Below are 22,274 nucleotides of genomic sequence, written 5' to 3' on the forward strand. Positions count from 1 at the left end.
ACGGTCGATCGGCTCACACCGATCGAGTCAGCTTGTTTTTTTGATATTGGCTGGCACCGGCCGCGCTGCCCCGAATCACCTTACAGGGCATCAACACGGCAGCGTCTATGGGGATATCGCCGCGCCCGAAGAAAACTTTAGGCGCCGCTTGATTAAAGGAGGGGCGACAATGACAAACGGCCGGGGCGCACGCCCCGGCCGTTACGGTTTCAGTTCAGTTCGTGTCAGTTCAAGTCGTTTCAGTTCAGTTCTTTGCGTTTCACGGTCACTTCAACTGCCGGCTCGGCCCAGCGCCGGGCGCGCGGCGGTCGTGGCATCCAGTGTGAAGGCACCCACCGTCTCGGCCAGGCGCTGCGACTCCTGCTGCAGCGCCGCCGCCGCGGTAGCGGTCTGCTGCACCATGGCGGCGTTCTGCTGGGTCACGCTGTCGAGTTCGGCCACCGCCAGATTGACCTGACCGATGCCCTGGCTCTGCTCGCCGGTGGCCGCGGTGATTTCGCCCAGCACGCCGTTGACCCGGGCGATACTGGCGACGATCTCGTCCATCGCCGCGCCGGCGTCGCGCACCCGCTGGGCGCCGGTCTGGGTGCGCTCGGCGGAAGCGTCGATCAGCGTCTTGATCTGACGCGCCGCATCCGCGCTGCGACTGGCAAGGTTGCGTACTTCCTGCGCCACCACCGCGAATCCGCGGCCATTCTCGCCAGCACGCGCCGCTTCCACCGAGGCGTTGAGCGCCAGCAGGTTGGTCTGGAAGGCGATGCTGTCCATGGTGGTCACGATCTCGGCGATCTGACGCGACGAGGTTTCGATCTCGTCCATGGTCTGGACCACGCTGGAGACCACCTCGCCGCCGCGCTGGGCCGCCTCGGTGGCCGAGACGGCCAGCTTGTCGACCTCGCGTGCCGAGTGCGCGGTATGCTCCACGGTGCCGGTGATCTGCTCGATCGAGGCCGAGGTCTGCTGCAGGCTCGCCGCCATCGAGTCGGTACGCCGCGAGAGGTCCTCGCTGCCGCTGGCGATCTCCAGCGAGGCGTGCTTGACCGAGTCGCTGCTATCGCGCACCTCGATCAGCACCTGCTGCATCTTCTCGGCGAAAGCATTGAACTGGATTGCCAGTTCGGCGCTCTCGTTGCGCCCGCGCACCGGCAGCCGCTGGGTCAGGTCGCCGTCGCCGGAGGCGATCTCGCGCATGCGCTGCGCCAGCCGCTTGAGCGGCCGAGACAGGCTGCCGCCGAGCAGCCAGCTCACGAGCAGCCCCAGCGCGGCCAGCCCGGCGCCCACTGCGAGCATCGCCAGGGTGTCGTGATGGCGCTGGGCGGCGAGCTGTTGCTGCAGGTCGGTGAGCCCGGCCATGGCCACGCTCTCGGGCAGGCGGATCATCAGTATCCAGGGCTTGCCGTCAGCGGGGCCGACATGAAACGGCCACGCCATCTCGATCTGGCCGCCCTCTTCACGCAGCGCCGGCTGGCCCTGACGCGCCTGATCGAGCAGCGCATTGATGCTGGCATCGAACACCTCGCTGGCATTCTTGCCCACCGCCTGGGGGTCATCGGTATAGGCCGTGATCCCGCCGCGCGGGGCGACCAGCGTCCAGTCGCCGGCGCCGTCATAGAGCGCGCTGCTGGCGTCTTTCAGCAGGCCCTGGATGAAGTCGACCGAGAGATCGACCCCGGCGCTGCCGCGGAACTCGCCGTCGACCAGAATCGGGACGTTGAACGAGGTCACCATCAGCGTCTTGCCGTTGTAGTCGTAAGGCGCCGGATCGATGATGCAGACCTTGCGGGTCTCCTTGGGGCAGAGATAGTACTCGCCCTCACGGATCCCGCTCGGCATCACCTGGGCGCTGTCCAGGGTATCGCCCAGCGGCAGCACCGCAATCTTGCCGTCGGCGGTGCGATACCACCACGGCATGAAACGTCCATCCTTGCCGTAGCCGGCGTCCTCGCGGCCCTGATAGTAAGCATCGTTGCCGAAGGCGTTGGGCTCCCAGCCGATGAAGGCGTCGAGCAGGTCGGGGTTGTCGACCACGGTCTGACGCACCAGGTTGGAGAGACCGTCACGGCTCAGCGACAGTCGCCGCCGACCCTGCTCGTCGACCGCACCCATCAGTGCATTGGTGTTGGCGAGCGAGCGCGCCAGGGTCAGGGCGTGCTCGAGCGGTGCTTCGATACGCTCGGCCTCGCGCCCGGCCACGGTTTTCAGGCGCTCGTGGATCCCCGTGGTCAGCAGCGCGTCGGTGCGCGCGTCCACCAGCGCCTGGGAGCGCGCGTTGGCATAGACGGTGTAAGCCACCATGGCCGCGACCACGAAGACGATACACGCCCCCACCAGTAGCGTGACCAGCGTACGTATGGACTTGAAATGCATGAGGGGTTCCCCGACAGCGAGAGGCGCCGCTCGACGAGCGGCAACGAATCGATTCAGGGGGGATATCGCCCGGACCCAAAGTAACTTTAGGCCCGGGGAACAGCCACTGTCGCCGAGAGATCGCGCGGCGGCGCAAGTCGCCTGAGGGAAGGCATACCGGGCGGTGGCGATGCCACCGCCTGCCGGCTCAGCCTGCGAGCACGGCGTCGACCAGCGCCTTGGCCTCTTGCTGGATACGCGTGAGATGCGCCTCGCCCTCGAAGCTCTCGGCGTAGATCTTGTAAACGTCCTCGGTACCCGAGGGGCGCGCGGCGAACCAGCCCGCCTCGGTCACCACCTTGAGCCCGCCGATGGCAGCGCCGTTGCCCGGCGCCTCGGTCAGCTTGCGCATGATCGGATGGCCAGCCAGCGTCTCGGCGGTGACCTGCTCCGGCGACAACTTGCCCAGCCGGGCCTTCTGCTCACGGGTGGCCGGGGCATCGACACGCTGGTAGACGGGCGCGCCGTAGCGCTCGGTCAGCGCCCGGTAGCGCTCGCCCGGATCCTGCCCGGTGACCGCAGTGATCTCGGCGGCGAGCAGACCGAGGATGATGCCATCCTTGTCGGTCGACCACGGCTGGCCCTCCAGGGTCAGGAACGACGCCCCCGCGGACTCCTCGCCGCCGAAGCCGAGACTGCCCTCGATCAGGCCATCGACGAACCACTTGAAGCCCACCGGTACCTCGGTGACCTCGCGCCCCAGGCCCTCGGCGACGCGATCGATCATCGACGACGACACCAGGGTCTTGCCGATGGCGGCCTGGTCGCCCCAGTGAGGGCGATGGGTGAACAGGTACTCGATGGCCACAGCGAGATAGTGGTTGGGGTTCAAAAGCCCGGTGGAGCGGGCGACGATGCCGTGGCGGTCGTGGTCGGTATCGCAGGCGAAGGAGACGTCGAAGCGATCCTTGTTCTCGATCAACCCGGCCATGGCGTGGGGTGAGGAGCAGTCCATGCGGATCTTGCCGTCCCAGTCCACGCGCATGAAGCGGAAGGTCGGGTCGACCGTGGTCGACAGCACCTCCAGCGGCAGGTCGTACTTCTCGGCGATACGCGGCCAGTAGTGCACCCCGGCACCGCCCAGCGGATCGACCGCGAAGGTGAGCCCGGAATCGCGGATCGCAGCCATGTCGATGACCTTGTCGAGGCCGCCGACATAGCTCTCGATATAGTCGAAACGCTGGGTGGTGGGTGCCGCCAGCGCCTCGGCGTAGCTCACCCGCTGGACCTGGCGCAGGCCGTCGGCGAGGTGCTCGTTGGCGCGTTCCTGGATCCACTTGGTGACACCGGTATCGGCCGGGCCACCGTTGGTGGGGTTGTACTTGAAGCCGCCATCCACCGGCGGATTGTGCGACGGGGTGATGACGATGCCGTCGGCCAGGCCGTGGTGGCGGCCCTGGTTGTAGAAGAGGATGGCGTTGGAGATCGCCGGCGTCGGGGTGTAGCCGGGCTCGAAGCCGGTCGCCTCGCAGCCGGCGTCGATCCGCACCGCGACCCGATTGGCGGCGAGCACCTCGAGGGCGGAGACGAACGCCGGCTCGGAGAGCGCGTGGGTATCCATGCCGATGAACAGCGGCCCATCGATGCCCTGGGCCTCGCGGTACTCGCAGATCGCCTGGGTGGTGGCCAGGATGTGCCACTCGTTGAAGCTCCGCTTGAGCGACGAGCCGCGGTGGCCGGAGGTACCGAAGGCGACCTGCTGGGCCGGATCATGGGCGTCGGGGCGCTCACTGTAGTAGCGCGAGACCAGCCGCGGCAGATTGGCGAGGCTGTGCGGGTCCGGCAAGCGTCCTGCCTGGGGGTCGATACTCATCGTCGGTTCCTTTCGATGGCCTGGGATAGGGTCTGACACGCACGTGCCGGCCAGATTCCCTATAGCAGACCACTGTCGCCAGCCGACAAGCAAGACTCCCCGCGCCGCTACCCGTCAATGCCTGGCGCGAAGCGGCGCGGGACATCGCGACACGTTCAGCCGCAGGCCGAGCCCTGCCCGCCGCACTCCGCAGCGACCACCGGCCGCGTCTTCACCCCCGCCAGCACCAGCGCCGCGCCGGCCAGCAGCAGCGTGCCGGCGGTGGCGCACACGCCAAGCACGCCACTCAGATCGAACATGACCCCGCCGACGGCCGCCCCCAGGGCGATCGCCAGCTGGATCGAAGCCACGATCAGGCCACCTCCGCTCTCGGCTTCGTCCGGCACCACCCGGGTGATCCAGGTCGACCAGGCCACCGGCACCGCGCCGAAGGCGAAGCCCCACAGCGCGACCATGAAAGCATCGGTTCCCGGCGAGAAGCCGCCCAGCGTTGCCAGCAACCAGCCCAGCGAGCCCATGACCAGAGGCATCAGCAAAAGCGTCAGGCGTAGACTGCGCTCCAGCAGATACCCCGCGGCCAAGGTGCCGACGAAGTTGGCCACCCCGAACGCCAGCAGCGTCGATGAAAGCGCATTGATCCCCATGTGCGACACGCCCTCGAGAAATGGACGGACATAGGTGAAGAAGGCGAAATGGCCACAGAACACGAGCAGGATGGCCACGATGCCGACCATCATGCCCGGTCGTTTCATCACGCTCACCAGCGTGCCAAGCGGGGTGGGACGCTCCGGCGTCATGCGCGGCAAGGTGAGGTACTGGAAGATCAGCGTCAGCACCGAGATCGCCGTCGCCAGCAGAAAAACGTCACGCCAGCCGAACAGATCGCCGAGATAGCTACCCAGCGCCGCGGCACTGATGGTGGCGATGGGGACACCGGCGAACAGCAGCGACAGCGCACGCGGCACGTCGTGCTCCGACACCAGTCGCATGACGGTAGCGGCGGAGAGCGCCCAGAACCCACCCAGAGCGATGCCCAGCAGGACCCGGCCGAGCAGCAACCAGGCCAGGCCAGGGGCGAACGCCACGGTCAGGTTGGCGGCGATCATCAGTAGCGAGAACGCCAGCAGCACATGGCGACGATCGAGTCGCTGGGTGACGGAGGCCACCAGCAACCCCGACAGCAGCGCGACCACCGCCGTCACCGTGACGGCCTGGCCGGCCTGGCCTTCGCTGATCGCCAGCGAGTCGGCCATCGGCGTCAGCAGGCTGGCTGGCAGGAACTCGGCCATCACCAGGCTGAATACCCCCAGGGTCAGAGCGATTACCGCGAACCAGCGCGAGGGCGGCGCCGGCTGGGCAGTGGGTAAGGGAGTCGACATGGCGGCATCCTTCGACGAGGGGTCTGAAAAGCAGGCGTGGCAGGAACAACGCCAACGCCCGGGCATGCCGGCAAGACTAAAGTATTAGGCGAGACCCCACTATCGATGAAAATCCACAATGCTTGATCAAAACTCCGAGAATCGATCGGTGGCGCTCAGCCGTCTCGACCATGCCCGGCTCGATCCTGCTCATCTCCCCCTTGTACGTCTGCCCCGTTCTCTTCACCCCTTCCCTGCTAATCCCTGCTCTGCTGAGCCCTTCTCTGCTAATCCCTGCTCTGCTGAGCCCTTCTCTGCTGAACCGTAGTCGCGCTCGACCCGGGCGATACGCGTGCGATAGGCCGCGTACCAGCGCTCCCGCCCCAGACGCTGGGCCTCGCGGTGATCGATATCACGCTTCCACGCGCGGATCGCGTCGAGATCGGTCCAGTAGGAGACGGTGATGCCGATGCTCTCCCGCGCCGACTCGACGCCCAGAAAGCCGGGCTGGGCCCGAGCCAGCGTCAGCATTTTATCTGCCATGGCCGCGTAGCCAGCCGTGTCGTCGCCCATCAGCGAGGTGAAGATCACCGCGTAGTATGGCGCGGCGGGTGTGTTGACAATCATGCCGGTCGCTCCCTGCTCCTTCGTCAGACAATGGTTGACAGCGCTCAGCCATCGCCGCCCGCTCATTCGGCAGGCGGTCGAGCCAGATCACGCAGCATTCGGATGACCCGCGTGTTCAGACGTCGCGCCTCGTCGGCATCGAGTGCGGACCAATGTGTCGCGAACCAGCGGTCCACTTCCACCGCCAGGGCGAACAGCAGGTCCATCAACAGGCTCTGAGGCAGATCCGTACGCACCGCGCCCAGCGTCTGCCCATGCGCGATCAGTGCGGTGAACAGGCGCCGCAGCGACAGCTGAGAGGCATCCAGCGCCGCCCGCGTGGCCTCGCTTTCGTGAATGCCACAGGCCAGCGCCGCCAGCCGCTCATCACTCAGCAAGACTTGGCTGATCCGGGCGAACAGCTGCTCGATACGCTGCCAGAATACCGCCGCCTCGGTCGGCTCCCCCACGCGGTAATCGACGGCCTCGATCAGTCGCTGCAGGGCGCGCTCGATGGTGGCCGCGTAGAGGTCGGCCTTGTCGCGCACATAATGGTAGGCTTGGCCCTTGCTCATGCCCGCCGCGACCAGCACCCGGTTGAGCGACGCACCGGCGTACCCGTGCCGGGCGAACTCGGCCTCCGCCGGGTCGAGCAACTGCGCACGCTGGGCCGGCGACAGCGACATCAAGCGCTCGCGGTGGGTGCGTCTGGGCGACCTGACGGTAGAGGGGGAGGATGTGGCGGGCATGACATCTCGAACGTCGGTCAAAGGGTGAGCGGGGGCGGGCGTCAGCCACGACCAGGCAGGCGGCGTAGCGTATCACGCGGTCCTCTTGCACTGCCCGCCAGCGCTGCCTGCATGGCGCGACGCCAGCGCAGATAGGCCATCGGCGTCGGCAACCGCGGGATGTGCGCCAGCTCCCAGTGGATACCGTTGATCGGGTCGTCGAAGAATACCGCATAGTAGCCCGGCGCATAGACCGCATATTCCGCCGGCGGCTCGCTCACCGGAATACCCTGCGGCAGCAGGAACTCGCGATGAAATCGCACGATCTCTCGACGCGATGCCGCCCACAGCGCCACATGATGAATGCCGGTGGCGCGTGCGGCGTGGTCGAGTTTTCCACCGCTCTGCGCAGGTTGCAGGCCGATGTAACTGTGGGGAAGCGGGAAACGTGCCATGTAGTAGGTGGAGCGATAACCGATATCGAGCGTCCAGAAGCTGGTGTAGCCCAGCCAGCCGAACAGCCGATCATAGAACGCCACCGATGCTTCGTAATCGATGACCGACAGCTCCAGGTGGTTGATACCGCGCCAGCGCATACGTAATTCTCCTCGACGCCCGGGGCTGGTCTGATGGCACCGGAAAGGACGCTCTTAGACCAGTGGTCCAACCAGTTTAGACCAGTGGTCTAACCCCCTCAATATCCAGCGCTTCACCGCACATCACCTGGGGAGCCATTGCGACGGCGCGCTCAGGAACGCGCCTGCGAGCGACGCCAGGCCGCGGGCGAGCCGTGCTCGAAGCGCTGCCATACTCGCCGCAACTGACGATCGTCGCCGAATCCGCTGCATTCGGCGATACAGGCCAGGCTCCAGTCTGTCTCGTTCATCAATTGACGCGCCTGCTGCAGGCGCAGGCGTGCCAGATAGTCGCCCAGCGAGAGCCCGGTCAGGGCGGCGAAACGTCGCCGCAGCTGGCGCTCGCCGAGGGTAGCGACTCGCGCCATCTCCGCGAGCGACCAGGGCCGGGCGAGATCGGCGGCAAGCGCGTCCTGCAGTCGATGAATGCGCGTCTCGACATGATTGCGCCCTTCCAGCCAGATACCGAGCTGCGGCTCCTGACCGCTACGCCGCCAGTAGATCACCAGCTCCCGCGCGACCTGCTGGGCCAGGCGCTGTCCCTGGTTGAGCGCCAGCCAGTGCAGCATGGTATCGATGCCGGTGGAGATCCCGGCGCTGGTGAGATAGCGGCCATCCTCGACGAAGATGCAGTCGCCGCGCACCCGGGCCAGCGGCGCCAGCCGGCGCAATTCGTCGAGCAGGCTGTGATGCGTGGTGCAGCGGCGGCCATCGAGCAGCCCTGTCGTGGCCAGCAGCAGCGCCCCGGAGCAGACCGCCATCAGGGTGCGACAGGCGGGCGCCTGCCGTTGCAGCCAGTCGCCGGCGTGGCGCTGCAGCGCGCTGTCGATGTGCGCCCGGTACTGCCCCGGCACCACCAGCAGATCGAGCGCCAGCGGTGCCTCGGGCAGCGCCTCGATGCCCGTCAGCGCCAGCGGCCCCAGCCACGGCAGCGACGCCTGTGGGCCGAAGAAGCGCAGTTCCAGCGGCGCGCCCAACTGCAAGGCGCTGAGCAGCACCTGCAGCGGCCCGGCCAGGTCCAGCGGCACCTGGCCGGGCAGCATCAGCACCCCGACCCGCAGGTCAGCACCCGCCACCACCGCGCTCACGCGGCCTCGCGTGCGCCGCGCCACTCCGTGGCCAGCGTCTCGACATCGACGATCCGCGCAAACCGCCCCTCGAGGACCAGCTCGGTCCGCGCGCGAATCTCCGCGGCGCTCCAGGTGTGCCCAGCGCGGGACATGGGGAAGGTCAGCGTCGCCTCGCTGACGAAATCGACCGCGAAGCCCAGGTCCGAACCGACTCGCGCCGTGGTTTCACAGCACTGTTCGGTGCGGATGCCGCTGATCGCCAGGCGCTCGATGCGGTTGAGCCGTAACCAGCGCTCGAGGCCGGTATCGCTGAAGGCGTTGTGGGCGGTCTTGTGGAAGGTGACGTCGGCGTCATCGTCGAAGCCGGCGAGCGGACGAATCAGGCCACTCTCTGGGTCGAAAGGCGTCGCGCTGCCCGGCGCCTGATGAAAGATACGCACCAGCGGCACGCCGGTCTCGCGGGCGAGGTCGAGCAGGCGGCGCTGGTGCGGCCGCCAGCGCTCGGCGAGCGCCTCGTCCCAGTAGTCTCGGGCCGGGAAAGACGCCTGAACATCGATCAGCAGCAGGGCGGTGGCGGGCATGACGAACTCCTCGAACAGGATAGGGCCGAAGCGGCCAGAGCGTTCAGACTAGGGGCTTGCCCACGCCGGCCACCAGGGCGTGGGCGCCCGGATAGCGGACATTTTCGGACCTTTCGATGTCAGGTGCCACAAGCACCGTCGCGTGACGAGGCATCGGCGCCGCTGACACGCGAGTTGTGCCCTGCCCGCCCGGCTTCTACGTTGTGTAGCGTGGGCGGCGACGTCACGCCGCTCGACGAGACGGCACAAGCCACACACGGAAGTCACGCCTCACACAAGGGAGAGAGCGCCATGGAGATCACACTGCACAACGATGGTATGGATCGCGACGAATTCCACCAGCTCGCCGCCGGCGAGACCGGCGAGACGCTGCGCCACGCCGCCAAGAACCAGCTGGGCAGCGACAACCTCTCGGAGAATCAGGTCAAGGCGATCAAGGACGAAGGCGGTGAAGCCTACGAGCAACTGATCCGGCGCATGACCGAGCACGCCCTGGCGGTGGTCAAGCTGCCGCTGGATACCCCGATCCGGCTGTCGCTGGACTTCGCCGGCGGCGTCAAGGGTTGAGGCAGCGCCCGCCCGCGCGGGGCTAGGCGCGGGCGGGGACTCCTGGCTAGAATCACAGCCCCGGTCTCCGAGGGCGTTTACAAATTCGGCGAGCGAAGACAAGACAAGACAAGACAAGGCGAAATCGGCCGAAAAAGCGCAGTTTACAAAGGGTAAATGAGCATTTTGAAGCCGATTTCAACGCCGTATTGTCGAGCGCAGACATTTTGTAGACACCCTCTCAGCGTCCGCGACGAGGAAACCAGCCATGCCCCGCCTACCCCGCTTCAGCCGTACGCCACCGGCAGCCACCCCCGCCACGCCGGAGACCCACGACACGCCAGCGCCCATGACCGACCCTGAGGCGGTGGTCATCGAGCATGCCGAGGCCTATAGCGATGCGCGCTTCTGGCGCAAGCTGGCACGCTTCGGCAGCCGCGCGGGGCGCGGCGTGGCGCTCAAGTCGCTGCAGCTCTACTTCGTGCTCAAACGCCCCGACGTGCCGATCTGGGCCAAGTCGACCATCATCGGCGCGCTGGGCTACTTTATCTCGCCGCTGGACGCGATCCCCGATGTCATCGCCGGCGTCGGCTTCACCGATGATGCCAGCGTGCTGGCGGCGGCGCTGGTCGCGGTCTCGATCTATATCGACGAAGAGGTGGAGCGCCAGGCGGCAGCGGTGCTGGCGCGCTGGTGGCCCGAGTCGTCCGAGTCACCGCCGGGCTGAGGGCCGGCTACCGCCTGCTCTGGTCCTGCTAAGCGCCTTTCACAACCGGGCTTCTCCGGCGGCAGCGCGTCGCGAGGGCGCTGTGCCTCCCTGGGCGCTACCTTTGCCACCCCTGGCAAAGGACCCTCGCTTTGCCCTGCCCCCGGCGCCCATCGTCAGAGGTGTGGGACATGGACTCTAAATCGAAAGTCTACATCGACCGGCAAAACCGCTAGATTGGAGCCGGGCATCGCGATCGCGCGCTGCCGCCCCTATAAGGTCAGCACCAACAACAATGCCGTCGGAGACAACGATGACCCAGGACAGCGCCGCCCCCGCGCCCAGCTCCCCCAACGCCTCCCATCCGCAGACACGCGGCGCCGAGCGCCTGCGCGATGTCGACTACCTGCCACCGCTGCGCAAGGCGATCCCGCTGGGTATCCAGCACGTACTCGCCATGTTCGTCGCCAACGCCACGGTGCCGCTGGTGATCGCGGGCGCCGCCGGGCTCTCGGGAGCGGACACCGTGTTCCTGGTGCAGATGGCGATGTTCGTCGCCGGGGTCGCCACCCTGGTGCAGACGCTGGGTCTGGGGCCGGTGGGCGCGCGCCTGCCGATCGTCATGGGTACCAGCTTCGGCTTCGTGCCGGTAATGATCCCCATCGCCACCACCCAGGGCCTGCCTGCGGTGTTCGGCGGCGCGCTGGTGGGCGGGCTGGCGATGGCCATGGTGGGGCTGTTCTACCGCCGCCTGAGCGTGTTCTTTCCGCCGGTGGTGTCGGGCACCTTCGTGCTGCTGATCGGCCTGCTGCTGCTGCCGGTGGGCTTCTCCTACGTCGGCGGAGGCTTCGGCGCGGCGGACTTCGGCGCCCCCCACCATCTGCTGCTGGCAGCGCTGGTGTTCGTGATCACCGTCGCCTTCCATCAGTTCGGGCGCGGCTTTCTGTCCGAGGCGGCGGTGCTGATCGGCATCCTGGTCGGCTGCGTGGCGGCGGCGCCACTGGGCCTGCTCGACTTTTCGGGGGTGGGCGAGGCGGCCTGGTTCCAGCTACCGATCCCGCTGCAGATGGGGATCACCTTCGACCCCACGGCGATGCTGGCGATCGCGCTGATGGCGGTGGTGACCTGCGCCGAGTCGATCGGCGACATCTCGGGGACAGCGATCGGCGGCGCCGAGCGCGAGGCCACCCCGCGTGAACTCTCCGGCGGGGTGATGGCAGACGGCCTGGCCAGCACCTTCGCCTCGCTGTTCGGCGGCTTTCCGCAGATCAGCTTCAGCCAGAACGTGGGGCTGGTGGCCTTCACCGGCGTCGCCAGCCGTTTCGTGGTGGCGATCGGAGGCGCCTTCCTGATCGTCGCCGGGCTGGTGCCCAAGCTCGGCGCGACGGTCTCGGCGATCCCCGCCGCAGTGCTGGGTGGCGCGGTGGTGATCATGTTCGGCATGATCGCCAGCGCCGGGGTCAAGATGCTCTCCCACGCCACCTTCGATAAGCGCAACATGCTGATCGTCGGGGTCTCGCTGGCGGTGGCGATCGGGCTGCCGGCACAGAAAGGGCTGTATGCCGCGGCGCCGGAGCAGATCGGCGTGCTGATCGACTCCGGCTTGATCCCCGGGGCGATCGTCTCGATCGTGCTCAACCTGGTGCTGCCGGGCCGATCATCGTCCTGAGGCAGCATGTCAGGCGCAGGCTCACCAGCGCTGACTCTCAGGAGAGCGCCGCCGCGCTGGCCCGATGACGCCGTACCGCCATCGCCACCAGCGCGACCCAGCCCAGCCCCAGCAGGCCTAGCGTCAGGGAGGCGGGCTCGCCGTGTACGCCCAGCGCGCCGAGCAGCGTGCGTGCGTTGACCACTACGATCGCCCCGCCGACGATCACCGCCAGCAGTCGCGCCGGCAGCAGGCGCACGATCCACGCCGCCAGCGGCGCCGCAGCGAGGCCGCTCAGCGCGAACACCGCCACCCACTGCCAGTTGATGTCGTCGAGCCCCAGCGCCAGCACGAAGCCGAGCGTGCCGGCGACGGTGACGAAGAACTCGCTGGTATCCACCGAGCCCACCACCTTGCGCGCCTCGATGCCGCGGTGGGCCAGCAGCACCGGGGTGGAGATCGGCCCCCAGCCGCCGCCACCGACGCTGTCGAAGAAGCCGGCGACCAGCGACAGCGGGATCAGCTTGGCGCGGGAGACGTCACGACTCGGCTGCCGCGACGCCAGATCGAACAGATAGCGGGCGATGATGTAGAGCCCCAGCAGCAGCAGTCCGAGCGAGATCACCGGTTTGATCGCATCGCCGGGCACGTTGCTGAGAAAGCAGGCGCCGACGAAGGCACCGACACCGCCCGGCAGCATCATGGTCTTGACCAGGCGGCGGTCGACGTTGCCGAAACGCCAGTGGGATGTCCCCGACGCCGCCGTGGTCGCCACCTCGGCCATGTGGATCGAGGCCGAGGCGACCGCCGGGGTGACCCCGAGCGCCAGCAGCATTGATGAAGAAGTCAGTCCATACCCCATGCCGATCGCCCCATCCACCAGCTGGGCGATGAAACCGGCGATACCGAAGATGATCAAACGCTGCATGCCGCTCTCCCGGGAAGTTGCCGCGCTCACGCCGGGGTGGAACCCACTCGACCTCGACGCTTATGCTTGAAATGATATAAGAAACGCGATCAATATAACGGAGCTCCCGTCAGGTGTGACAATCTCGATTTCCGATATGCATATCGAGTCTGCCGCTATGACGACGATGTCACTTCCACTCACCCGACGAGACGGCGCCATGTCCTTCGATACCACCGCGTACAACCGCCAGATGACCCACTTCGACGGCCACGACTCGGTCTGGCTGTTCGGCTACGGCTCGCTGATCTGGAAGGCGGACTTCGACTATCTGGAACGCCGCCCGGCCGCGATCCGCGGCTGGACCCGGCGCTTCTGGCAGGGTTCCCACGACCACCGCGGGACACCCGAGGCGCCCGGGCGCGTATTGACCCTGGCCGAGCAGGCGGACGCGATCTGCCACGGCATGGCCTACCGCATCGCACCGCGGGTGTTCGAGCCGCTGGATATCCGCGAGAAGAACGGCTATCTGCGCGTGGTCACGCGCATGGACTTCATGGACAGCGCCACGCCGGCCACGGCGGAGGGTGTGGTCTATCTCGCCGGGGCCGACAATGCCGCCTATCTGGGCCCGGCGTCGGAGGCCGAGATCGCGCGTCAGATCGCTGACTCACACGGCCCCAGCGGGCCCAACCGCGACTATCTGCTCAATCTCGCCCAGGCCTTGCGCGAGCTGGGCTGGGACGACGCCCACGTGTTTGCCCTGGAGCGCGAACTGCACGCCCTGGAGACGACGCTCTGATGGCGATGGCTCGGCACTGAACGCGCCGGGCAGAGAACCGACCTCAGCCAAGCGAAGAAGACAGGCGATAGAGGCGTGAGGACGGGCGGGAAGTCGAAGAATGGAGAGCGCGGGTAGCCAGCAGCGCGGTGGCAGGCAGCACGGCAGCGATCCGCCGCGGGACTCAGACGTCGGCGAGCTGCGCCAAGGCCTCGTGCAGGCTCTCCGTAGAGGCCGGTCGCACCCGCCGCGCGGTCTCTTCACCGTCGTGCAGAAAGATCAAGGTGGGCCACAGCTTGACCCCGAAGGCGCGCCCCAGCGGCCGCCCCTTGCCATCCTCGACCTTGAAATAGGGCGCCTCGAAGCCGGCGAAGGCTTCGGCGATCAGTGGCTGCGCCGCCTGACACCAAGGACACCAGGAGACGCCGAACTCGATCACCGCCGGGCCGCGCATTTCACGTAGCGCGGCGAGTTCGGGGGCCTGGGGCGCGTAATCGATGGGCAGCATGACCTCACTCCTCGTCGAGCAGCTGGAGGTCGTCGGCGAACGCCTGCCAGCGCTTGACGTAGTGCTCGGCGGACGCTTCCAACGCAGCGCGGGCCTCGGCGTCCAAGGTGCGCACCGCCTTGGCCGGCGCGCCGACGATCAGCGACCCGTCGGGGAACTGCTTGCCCTCGGTGACCAGAGCACCCGCGCCGACCAGGCAGTGCTTGCCGATTCTGGCACCGTTGAGCACCGTGGCGCCCATGCCGATCAGGGTATGGTCGCCCAGCTCGCAGCCGTGGAGGATGGCGTGGTGACCCACCGTGCAGCCGGCGCCGACGCGCAGCACGAAGCCCGGGTCGGTGTGCAGCATGCAGCCCTCCTGGATATTGCTGCCGGCCCCGATGACGATGCGCTCGTTGTCGCCACGCAGCACCGCGTTGAACCAGATACCCACGTCGTCACCGAGCTCGACACGCCCGATCACGTGCGCCCCGGGGGCGATCCAGTAGCGACCGCTGGCAGGGAGCTGGGGGCGATGATCGCGATAGGCGTATAGCGGCATGGCGGACTCCAGAGATGGTGCACAGACGCTGATGGTCACCTACCGGCATACCCTGGCGCCAGGCGACTTTAGACGCGCACACAAGTCCGCTCGGCCCGCGGTCGTCAGGCGGCTTCAGGAGAGATCGTCATGGCGCTTGCCCTGGCCACCGACCGAGGCGCTGAGGTTGCTGCTGCCATAGAGGTTCTGATGCGGGCTGGCGTCGCTTTCGGCACTCATCGAGAACGGCAGCAGCGCGGAGACGATGACCGCGGCGAGCATCGAGAAGAGACGATTGAACACTTTCATGACCCCTCCTTGGTTAAGGAAACGGCTGGTTGACAAGACGGCTGCGACGTTTCGTCGCAACACCTGATTAGCATGCTAAACAAATGGTCGTGCGTCAAGCCCACCTCCGCCGTCCCCCGATTGGCATCGACGAGCGCCGCGGATGATGACGATTTCTCGGCTTTGTCGACATCTATCATGGCACTGAGGGGACTAGCTCATTAAACTAGTGACGCATTCGCGTTCGCGCCTGTCCGTATCCATCAGACAGAGAACCTTCATGAAATTGCGTCACGGCATCACGCTCTGTTCCCTGCCGACCACCCAGGCAGGAGCGGCATCCGGCGATACCCCCAACGTCGACGTGGTTCTCATCGGGGGCGGCACCATGAGTGCTACCCTGGGAACCTTGCTGCAGTCGCTGCAACCCGACTGGTCGATCCAGCTGTTCGAGCGGCTGGATCGCGCCGCCGAAGAGAGTTCCAACGTCTGGAACAACGCCGGTACCGGTCACTCGGCCTTCGCCGAGATGAACTACACCTCGCCCCAGCCCGATGGCAGTGTCGACATTCAGCGCGCCATCGGCATCACCGAGCAGTTCGAGGTCTCGCGTCAGTACTGGGCCAGCCAGGTGCGTGACGGCGTGCTCTCCGAGCCGCGCTCGTTCATCAATACCGTGCCGCACCTGAGTTTCGTGTGGGGCCAGGATCGCGTCTCCTTCCTGAATGCGCGCTTCGAGGCGATGCACCGCAACCCGCTCTACGCCGGCATGGAGTATGCCGAGGATCCGGCCAAGATCGCCGAGTGGATCCCGCTGGTGATGAGCGGGCGCGAAGGCGATGACCCGGTGGCGGCCACGCGCATGCCGATCGGCACCGAGGTCAACTATGGCGAGCTCACCCGCCAGATGATGGACTCGCTGGCCAAGCGCGACAATTTCGAGCTGTCGCTCAACACCCAGGTGCGCGATCTCAAGCGCAACGCCGATGGCAGCTGGAAGGTGACGGTCGCCAACACCAGCGATGGCGGCAACGAGCGCAGCGTCAACGCGCGCTTCGTGTTCATCGGCGCCGGCGGCGCGGCGCTGCCGCTGCTGCAGAAATCGGGCATTCCCGAAGCCAAGCAGTATGGCGGCTTCCCGGTGGGCGGGCAGTTCCTCTACACCACCAACCAGGAAGTGGTCGCCAAGCACGACGCCAAGGTCTACGGCCTGGCGCCGGCCGGCTCGCCGCCGATGTCGGTGCCGCACATCGACAAGCGTATTCTCGACGGCACCCCGGCGATCATGTTCGGCCCCTTCGCCACCTTCTCGAGCAAGTTCCTCAAGAATGGCTCGTGGACCGATCTGATGCGCTCGATCACCCCCAGCAACCTGTGGCCGATGACCAAGGTCGGGCTGGATAACCTGGATCTGGTGCGCTACCTGATCAGCCAGCTGCGCATGTCCGAAGAGGACCAGTTCGAAGAGCTCAAGGGCTACTACCCCGAGGCCAAGCGCGCGGACTGGAAACTGTGGACCGCCGGCCAGCGAGTGCAGACGATCAAGGACGTCGAGGGCAAGGGCGGCACGCTGCAGTTCGGCACCGAGCTGGTGAGCGGCGCCGACGGCACCATCGCCGCCCTGCTGGGCGCCTCCCCGGGGGCGTCGACGGCGCCGTCGATCATGTTGCGCCTGATCGAAGAGGTGTTCCCCGAGCAGGTCAAGAGCGAGGCGTGGCAGGCCAAGCTGCGCGAACTGGTGCCCTCCTACGGACAGGCGCTGGCGTCCAATCCGAAGCTGCTGAGCGAGGTCCGTGCGATGTCGCGGGAACTGCTCGAACTCGACGAGCCCGATCTGGGGCAGGCGGCTATCGACGCCCCATCCCCGCGTCAGCACTAGACGTCAGCACTCAGCATCAGGACGCAGTCCTCGTCGCCCCTGCCAAGCGCCCGCCGGATTCCGGCGGGCGCTTGGCGTTTCTGGCCGCCCACGACGCCTGTCATTCCCCTCAGGGGTTAGCGGCGTCCGGCTCGATCGCCCCCAGCCCCGAAAGAATGCGGTAGGCCGTCTCCACCCGCGCCGCATTGGGGTAGTTTCGATTGGCCAGCATCACCAGCCCCACCTGGCGGTCGGGCAGCATTACCACGTAACCGCCGAAGCCGTTGGTCGAGCCGGTCTTGTTGATCCACACCTTGGCCGGCCGTGCGACGTCATCACTCGGCGGGGCGATCGGCTTGACCGTCTGCGGCTCGAGAATCATGCCATAGCCGTTACCCGCCACCAGGGTGTCGAGGCTGACCGGACGGGGATACTGCTCCCAGATCAGATCCTGGGTCATGTCGCCGACCTGGTAGTAGGGCCGGTGGGTGGCATCGATCGCCCGCTGCAGCTCATCGTCGAGCGTGAGCAGCCCCAGATTGGCCTGGACCAGCCGCGCCAGATCGGTGGCGGTGGTCTTGATGCCGTAGGCTTCATCCTCGAGCACGCCGGGCGAGACCCGCTTGGGCTCGCCTGACTTGTCCTCGCCCATGGCGTAATGCCCCTGCTCGGTGGTGGGCACGTCGTACCAGGTGTGGTCGAGCCCCAGTGGTTCGAGCAGCTGCTCGCGCACCGCCGGCACGAAGTCGCTGCCGAGGCTGGCGGCTGCTTCCAGCCCCAGCAGCCCGATGCTCAGGTTGGAGTAGAGTCGGCTCTCCCCCACCGGCGCGCTCGGCTGAAACTGACGATACCAGGCCATCAGTGCATCCTGGTCGTTGACCGTCTCGGGCACGAACAGCGGCAGGCCGCCGGCGGTGTGGGTGCCCAGATTGATCGCATCGACGTCATCGAAGGTGCTGCCCTCGAGCACCGGCAGGTACTGGCTCACCGGCGCATCCAGATCGAGCTTGCCGCGCACGGCAGCAAGGGTAGCCAGCGTGGCGGTGAAGGTCTTGCTCAGCGAGCCGATCTCGAACAGGGTATCGGCGTCTACCGGCTGGCGGGTGTCGCGATCGGCGATGCCGTAGTCGAGCACCTGAACCCCGTCGGGGCGCACGATAGCGACCGCCATACCGGCGATCCGCTCCTGCTGCATCAGCGTCTCGATCAGCGGGTCGACTATCCGGCGGGTCTCGGCCGCGTCCATCTCCTGAGCCACGGCCACCTGCGTACTCAGCACCAGCGCCACACCCAGCCACCATGCTTTCATCGTCCTCTCCTTGGGTCGAATTCCTCATCGGCGACATGACGACCGCCTGCGCGCCAGCTGCCGCTATCATGCGCGAAAACGCATATTGGGTAATACCGGCGCTGCGTAACCATTCGTCAACCGCCTGGCCGGCCTTCCGTGGACGCAGTTCAGGGTCGAGGTCGATGCCCTCTGCCGCATGATCCGACTGACGAAGTCCCGCGATTCCTCGAGATGCGGGCGAAGCTCGCGCATGACATCGAAGCAGGGCAGACACGCCTGCTCCGTGGTCACCGGTAGTTGTCGGACGGTGGTCATCGGACATCCTCCTTGTGCAGAGGAGTCAGGTTAGAATCGGACAGATCCGCTTGGCAGCGCCAAGACGTCTTCGATCTTCCAGGACATCGACATGTCCAATACCCGACTTCGGCTCGACCGTACGCAGAGCGTGCCGATCTACCGGCAGCTCTATCAGCGCCTGCGCGAAGCGATGACAGACGGGCGCCTGCCCCCCGGCAAACGGGTGCCTTCGGTACGCAGCCTCGCCAGTGAGCTGAACCTGTCGCGCGGTACGGTCGAGCTGGCCTATCAGCTGCTCGTCAGCGAAGGGTATCTGTTGCCGCGAGGCCCCGCGGGCACGATCGTTTCACCCCACCTGCCCGACTCCATGGGGCCGACCCCGACACCGGATACGATGGCCCAGCAGGCGCCGGAGCCCGATCTAGAGCCGCCGCTACCGTTCCAATTGGGGCTTCCGGCGCTGGACGCCTTCCCCCACAAGTTGTGGGCGCGCCTGACCCAGCGCCGACTCAGGGCCCAGTCCAGCGCCGAACTGAATTACCCACCGCCGACGGGCCACCCGGCGCTGAAGCGCGCCCTGGTGAGCTACCTCGGGGTGTCGCGCGGTATCGCCTGCCAGCCCGAACAGATCTTCATCACCGACAGCTACCGGGACACGCTTGGGCTGATCTGCCGGGCCCTGCTGGCACCCGGCGACAGTGGCTGGTTCGAAGAGCCGGGCTATGTGATGGCGCGGGAACGACTGCTGGGCGCGGGTATGCTCTTGAACCCGGTGAGCGTCGACGCCGAAGGGTTGAATGTCGAAGAGGGATGTTCACGCACCACCCAGGCCCGCTTCGCCGTCGTCACGCCCACGCATCAGAGCCCCACCGGGGTAACGATGACGCTGGCCCGCCGCCGAGCGTTGATGGCATGGGCGAAGCGGGAGGAGGCCTGGATCATCGAGGATGACTACGACAGTGAGTACCGCTATCGCGGCCAGCCCGAACCGGCACTGAAGAGTCTCGATGGTGACGAGCGCGTGCTCTACACCGGCACCTTCAGCAAGGTCCTGTTTCCCGCCATCAAGCTGGCCTACCTGGTGGTTCCCCGTGCTCAGGTCGCGACCTTCCAGCGCACGATGCAGGGGCTGGGGCATGGCGCCCCGACGTTGAGTCAGGCGGTTGTGACGGATTTCATCGAAGAAGGCCATTTCGCTCGCCATCTCAAGCGTATGCGGGCGCTCTATCAGGTGCGCCGTGAACATCTTAGTCAGGCGCTCGAGCATCATCTGGGCGACCGGGTTCAGCTCGATCTACAGGCCGGTGGGATGCACCTGCTGGCCCGTCTTCCCGAAGGCGCCGACGACGTGACCATCGCGAACCGGGCCGCCAGCGCCGGGCTGGGTGGGCATGCACTGTCCGCCTGGTATCTGAGCTCGGCACGCCAGTCAGGGCTGTTGCTGAGCTTCACCAACGTCATCGATGCGGCTCATGCCGATGCGCTGGCAACTCGGCTGGCCGCGCTCACGGTGTGACGCGGCGCCTCTTGCCATGGCCTAGAAATCGTCGCAGATCTTGGCCCTGTGCGACGCCACGTCCGCCTTTCATCCTGTCCCGGTATCTGATTCGCACCCTCCTACGACCCACTGCCCAGACAGGTGAGCGACATGCAAGCCCGCGTGAATTACTACCAGACCTCTCCCCAGGCCGCGCAGAAGTACATCGATTTCAACATGGCACTGTCGCAGAGCGACGTGATCAAGGAGATCAAGCATCTGGTGACGCTGCGCGCTTCCCAGCTCAACGGCTGCGCCTTCTGCGTCGACATGCATGTCAAAGAGGCGAAGATCGACGGCGAGCGCGAATTGCGTCTGCACCATGTTGCGCTGTGGCGGGAATCGACGCTATTCACACCCCGCGAGCGGGCCGCCCTGGCCTGGACGGAAACCTTGACCCGGCTGCCCGAGCATGGGGTCGATGACAATATCTATGATGACGTGCGCAGCCACTTTTCCGAAGCGGAGCTCTCGGACCTGACCTTCCTGATCGTGGCCATCAACGGCTGGAATCGTCTCAGCATTGCCTTCCAGGTCGTTCCTGGCTCCGCCGACAAGGCCTTCGGACTGGACAAGGCGGGACTGTGATCACGCTTAACCTTCTGTGGCACCGGGTGCGCAGCGGGTTCAATGCACCACGTTGCGAATGAAGCGCAGCGTGCCGGCCCCATCGTTGCGATAGCGATAGGGCTGGTCACTCGGATAGACATGGAAGTCGCCGGCGGCGATGACGATGTCACCCGTGGCAAGCTCCAGCGTCAGCGCCCCTTCGATCACCACCAGCATCTCGTGCCAGCCGTTGTCGTCGGCCGCCGATGCGTAGACCTCACCCGGGGCGAGCGACCAGGACCACAGCTCGACCTCCTGGCGGGCCGGCTTGCTCGCCAGCAGCCGTGCCCGGCTCTGCGGCGAGCGGCCGACCCAGGCGACCTCGTCTATGCGCGCGGAGTCTTCACTGTCCGGTGGCTGAACCAGCGCGTAGAACAGCACCCCCAGCGCCTCGGCCAGGCGGTCCAGTGTGTTCAGGCTGACGTTGACATCGCCCTTCTCGATATTGACCAGCATGCGTCGGCTGAGCCCGGCGCGCTCGGCCAGCGCCTGCTGGCTCAGGGAGAGCGCCTGGCGCAGGCGTCTGACATTGGCGGCCACATGCACCAGGACATCGGGGCGCTCACTAGGCTTGTGCAATATATTGCCCATCCGTACAATCGCGACTCTCGTCCGTGCCGCTCACCGCCAAGGCGCTTAACGGCCACGTTTGGCGAGCCATCATGCCCGAGCCCCCCTGGAGGTGTCATGTCTGTCGCCACCCATCCCTTCGTCCAGCGCGCCTGGCCGGTCGCCATGCTGGTGGTGGCGATGTGTTCGATCCAGAGCGGTGCGGCCGTGGCCAAGACACTGTTTCCCCAGATCGGCGCCACCGGCACCACCTCGATTCGCCTGATCCTGGCCGCCGGCCTGCTGCTGCTGATAATGCGCCCCTGGCGGCGGCGCATCAGCCGCCGGGCGTGGAAGTCGACGCTGATCTACGGCGTCTCGCTGGGCGTCATGAACCTGATGTTCTATCAGGCGCTGGCGCGCATTCCGCTGGGGATCGCAGTGGCGCTGGAGTTCACCGGCCCGCTGGCGGTGGCGATGCTCTCCTCGCGCCGCTGGCTGGATCTGGTGTGGGTGGCGTTCGCGGTCAGCGGCCTGATCCTGCTGCTTCTGCTGGGTGACGATCACAGCGGCCCGGTCGACCCGGTCGGCGCGGCCTTCGCCCTGGGTGCCGGGGTGTGCTGGGCGCTGTATATCCTGTTCGGGCAGAAGGCCGGGGCGATCAATGGCGCCCAGAGTGCCACCCTGGGTATCACCATCGCCGCCGTGGTGATCGCCCCGATCGGGCTGATCGAGGTCGGCCCGGCGATCTTCGCTCCCGAGATCCTGCCATTCGCGCTGGCGGTGGCGGTGCTCTCCACCGCACTCCCCTACACCCTGGAGATGATCGCCCTGCCTCGCCTGCCGACCCAGACCTTCGGCACCCTGATGAGCCTGGAGCCGGCGGTGGGCGCGCTCTCCGGCCTGCTGTTCCTGAGCCAGCAGTTGAGCGTGCTGCAGTGGCTGGCGATCGCGCTGGTGATCGTCGCCTCGATCGGCACCACGCTCACCGCCCGTGCCCAGGAGCCGTTCGAGGCGCCGCTACCCGACTGA

Annotated in this window: 22 protein-coding genes; 8 read left to right on the forward strand and 14 right to left on the reverse strand. The window is 66.7% G+C overall.

The features are described 5' to 3' along the window. Positions 1-270: 270 nt before the first annotated feature. The 8 genes from ABV408_RS17860 to ABV408_RS17895 form a co-directional block, all read right to left on the reverse strand. On the reverse strand, positions 271-2,367 hold the full coding sequence (locus ABV408_RS17860; protein WP_353980225.1) for a methyl-accepting chemotaxis protein: 2,097 nt from the start codon (positions 2,365-2,367) through the stop codon (positions 271-273). A gap of 187 nt (positions 2,368-2,554) precedes the next feature. Beyond that, on the reverse strand, positions 2,555-4,219 hold the full coding sequence (gene pgm, locus ABV408_RS17865) for a phosphoglucomutase (alpha-D-glucose-1,6-bisphosphate-dependent) (protein WP_353980226.1): 1,665 nt from the start codon (positions 4,217-4,219) through the stop codon (positions 2,555-2,557). A gap of 155 nt (positions 4,220-4,374) precedes the next feature. Next, on the reverse strand, positions 4,375-5,598 hold the full coding sequence (locus tag ABV408_RS17870) for an MFS transporter (protein WP_353980227.1): 1,224 nt from the start codon (positions 5,596-5,598) through the stop codon (positions 4,375-4,377). 222 nt (positions 5,599-5,820) lie between these two features. Further along, the gene (locus ABV408_RS17875; RefSeq protein WP_353980228.1) at positions 5,821-6,204 is read right to left on the reverse strand and encodes an antibiotic biosynthesis monooxygenase; all 384 of its coding nucleotides are present in this window, start codon (positions 6,202-6,204) and stop codon (positions 5,821-5,823) included. A 62-nt stretch (positions 6,205-6,266) separates the two neighbouring features. Further along, positions 6,267-6,869, reverse strand: a complete 603-nt coding sequence (locus tag ABV408_RS17880; RefSeq protein WP_353980229.1) for a TetR/AcrR family transcriptional regulator — start codon at positions 6,867-6,869, stop codon at positions 6,267-6,269. Positions 6,870-6,973: 104 nt separating this feature from the next. Then, on the reverse strand, positions 6,974-7,507 hold the full coding sequence (locus ABV408_RS17885) for a VOC family protein (RefSeq protein WP_353980230.1): 534 nt from the start codon (positions 7,505-7,507) through the stop codon (positions 6,974-6,976). 152 nt (positions 7,508-7,659) lie between these two features. Next, a complete protein-coding gene (locus ABV408_RS17890; protein WP_353980231.1) occupies positions 7,660-8,634 on the reverse strand; it encodes a helix-turn-helix domain-containing protein in 975 nt (324 codons plus the stop codon). Then, positions 8,631-9,197 (reverse strand): isochorismatase family protein, encoded by a 567-nt coding sequence (locus ABV408_RS17895; protein WP_353980232.1) that lies wholly within the window; start codon positions 9,195-9,197, stop codon positions 8,631-8,633. The genes ABV408_RS17890 and ABV408_RS17895 overlap by 4 nt, the downstream gene beginning before the upstream one ends. Positions 9,198-9,488: 291 nt before the next feature. Between ABV408_RS17895 and ABV408_RS17900 the strand changes: the two genes are divergently transcribed. The 3 genes from ABV408_RS17900 (at position 9,489) to ABV408_RS17910 (ending at position 12,118) form a co-directional block, all read left to right on the forward strand. After that, on the forward strand, positions 9,489-9,764 hold the full coding sequence (locus ABV408_RS17900) for a hypothetical protein (RefSeq protein WP_035475106.1): 276 nt from the start codon (positions 9,489-9,491) through the stop codon (positions 9,762-9,764). Positions 9,765-10,011: 247 nt separating this feature from the next. Next, positions 10,012-10,470, forward strand: a complete 459-nt coding sequence (locus tag ABV408_RS17905; RefSeq protein WP_353980233.1) for a YkvA family protein — start codon at positions 10,012-10,014, stop codon at positions 10,468-10,470. A gap of 292 nt (positions 10,471-10,762) precedes the next feature. Continuing rightward, complete coding sequence (locus ABV408_RS17910; protein ID WP_353980234.1) at positions 10,763-12,118, forward strand: nucleobase:cation symporter-2 family protein; 1,356 nt, start codon at positions 10,763-10,765, stop codon at positions 12,116-12,118. A gap of 37 nt (positions 12,119-12,155) precedes the next feature. On the opposite strand, the gene ABV408_RS17915 is transcribed toward ABV408_RS17910, so the two are convergent. Further along, on the reverse strand, positions 12,156-13,025 hold the full coding sequence (locus tag ABV408_RS17915; RefSeq protein WP_353980235.1) for a sulfite exporter TauE/SafE family protein: 870 nt from the start codon (positions 13,023-13,025) through the stop codon (positions 12,156-12,158). A 199-nt stretch (positions 13,026-13,224) separates the two neighbouring features. Here ABV408_RS17915 and ABV408_RS17920 point away from each other — a divergent pair, with 199 nt between their 5' ends. Further along, positions 13,225-13,806 (forward strand): gamma-glutamylcyclotransferase, encoded by a 582-nt coding sequence (locus ABV408_RS17920; RefSeq protein WP_353980236.1) that lies wholly within the window; start codon positions 13,225-13,227, stop codon positions 13,804-13,806. A 163-nt stretch (positions 13,807-13,969) separates the two neighbouring features. Here ABV408_RS17920 and ABV408_RS17925 read toward each other — a convergent pair whose 3' ends face one another. The 3 genes from ABV408_RS17925 to ABV408_RS17935 all read right to left on the reverse strand — a co-directional run bounded on the left by ABV408_RS17925 (position 13,970) and on the right by ABV408_RS17935 (position 15,122). Next, positions 13,970-14,293 carry a thioredoxin family protein gene (locus tag ABV408_RS17925; protein ID WP_353980237.1) on the reverse strand — a complete coding sequence of 108 codons (324 nt, stop codon included), beginning with the start codon at positions 14,291-14,293 and terminating at the stop codon, positions 13,970-13,972. A 4-nt stretch (positions 14,294-14,297) separates the two neighbouring features. After that, the gene (locus ABV408_RS17930; RefSeq protein WP_353980238.1) at positions 14,298-14,834 is read right to left on the reverse strand and encodes a gamma carbonic anhydrase family protein; all 537 of its coding nucleotides are present in this window, start codon (positions 14,832-14,834) and stop codon (positions 14,298-14,300) included. A gap of 114 nt (positions 14,835-14,948) precedes the next feature. Next, positions 14,949-15,122, reverse strand: coding sequence for a hypothetical protein (locus ABV408_RS17935; RefSeq protein WP_353980239.1), 174 nt, complete (start codon positions 15,120-15,122; stop codon positions 14,949-14,951). Between the two features lie 259 nt (positions 15,123-15,381). Between ABV408_RS17935 and mqo the strand changes: the two genes are divergently transcribed. Then, positions 15,382-16,980, forward strand: coding sequence for a malate dehydrogenase (quinone) (gene mqo, locus ABV408_RS17940; protein WP_353980240.1), 1,599 nt, complete (start codon positions 15,382-15,384; stop codon positions 16,978-16,980). A 109-nt stretch (positions 16,981-17,089) separates the two neighbouring features. On the opposite strand, the gene ampC is transcribed toward mqo, so the two are convergent. Continuing rightward, on the reverse strand, positions 17,090-18,268 hold the full coding sequence (gene ampC, locus ABV408_RS17945) for a class C beta-lactamase (RefSeq protein ID WP_353980241.1): 1,179 nt from the start codon (positions 18,266-18,268) through the stop codon (positions 17,090-17,092). Positions 18,269-18,656: 388 nt separating this feature from the next. Between ampC and ABV408_RS17950 the strand changes: the two genes are divergently transcribed. Next, positions 18,657-20,063, forward strand: a complete 1,407-nt coding sequence (locus ABV408_RS17950) for a PLP-dependent aminotransferase family protein (RefSeq protein ID WP_353980242.1) — start codon at positions 18,657-18,659, stop codon at positions 20,061-20,063. Positions 20,064-20,195: 132 nt separating this feature from the next. After that, complete coding sequence (locus ABV408_RS17955; RefSeq protein WP_353980243.1) at positions 20,196-20,672, forward strand: carboxymuconolactone decarboxylase family protein; 477 nt, start codon at positions 20,196-20,198, stop codon at positions 20,670-20,672. A 39-nt stretch (positions 20,673-20,711) separates the two neighbouring features. Here ABV408_RS17955 and ABV408_RS17960 read toward each other — a convergent pair whose 3' ends face one another. After that, the gene (locus ABV408_RS17960; RefSeq protein WP_353980244.1) at positions 20,712-21,284 is read right to left on the reverse strand and encodes an XRE family transcriptional regulator; all 573 of its coding nucleotides are present in this window, start codon (positions 21,282-21,284) and stop codon (positions 20,712-20,714) included. A 96-nt stretch (positions 21,285-21,380) separates the two neighbouring features. Here ABV408_RS17960 and rhtA point away from each other — a divergent pair, with 96 nt between their 5' ends. Further along, the gene (gene rhtA / locus ABV408_RS17965; RefSeq protein WP_353980245.1) at positions 21,381-22,274 is read left to right on the forward strand and encodes a threonine/homoserine exporter RhtA; all 894 of its coding nucleotides are present in this window, start codon (positions 21,381-21,383) and stop codon (positions 22,272-22,274) included.

It is taken from the genome of Salinicola endophyticus, assembly GCF_040536835.1.
Taxonomy (GTDB): domain Bacteria; phylum Pseudomonadota; class Gammaproteobacteria; order Pseudomonadales; family Halomonadaceae; genus Salinicola; species Salinicola endophyticus_A.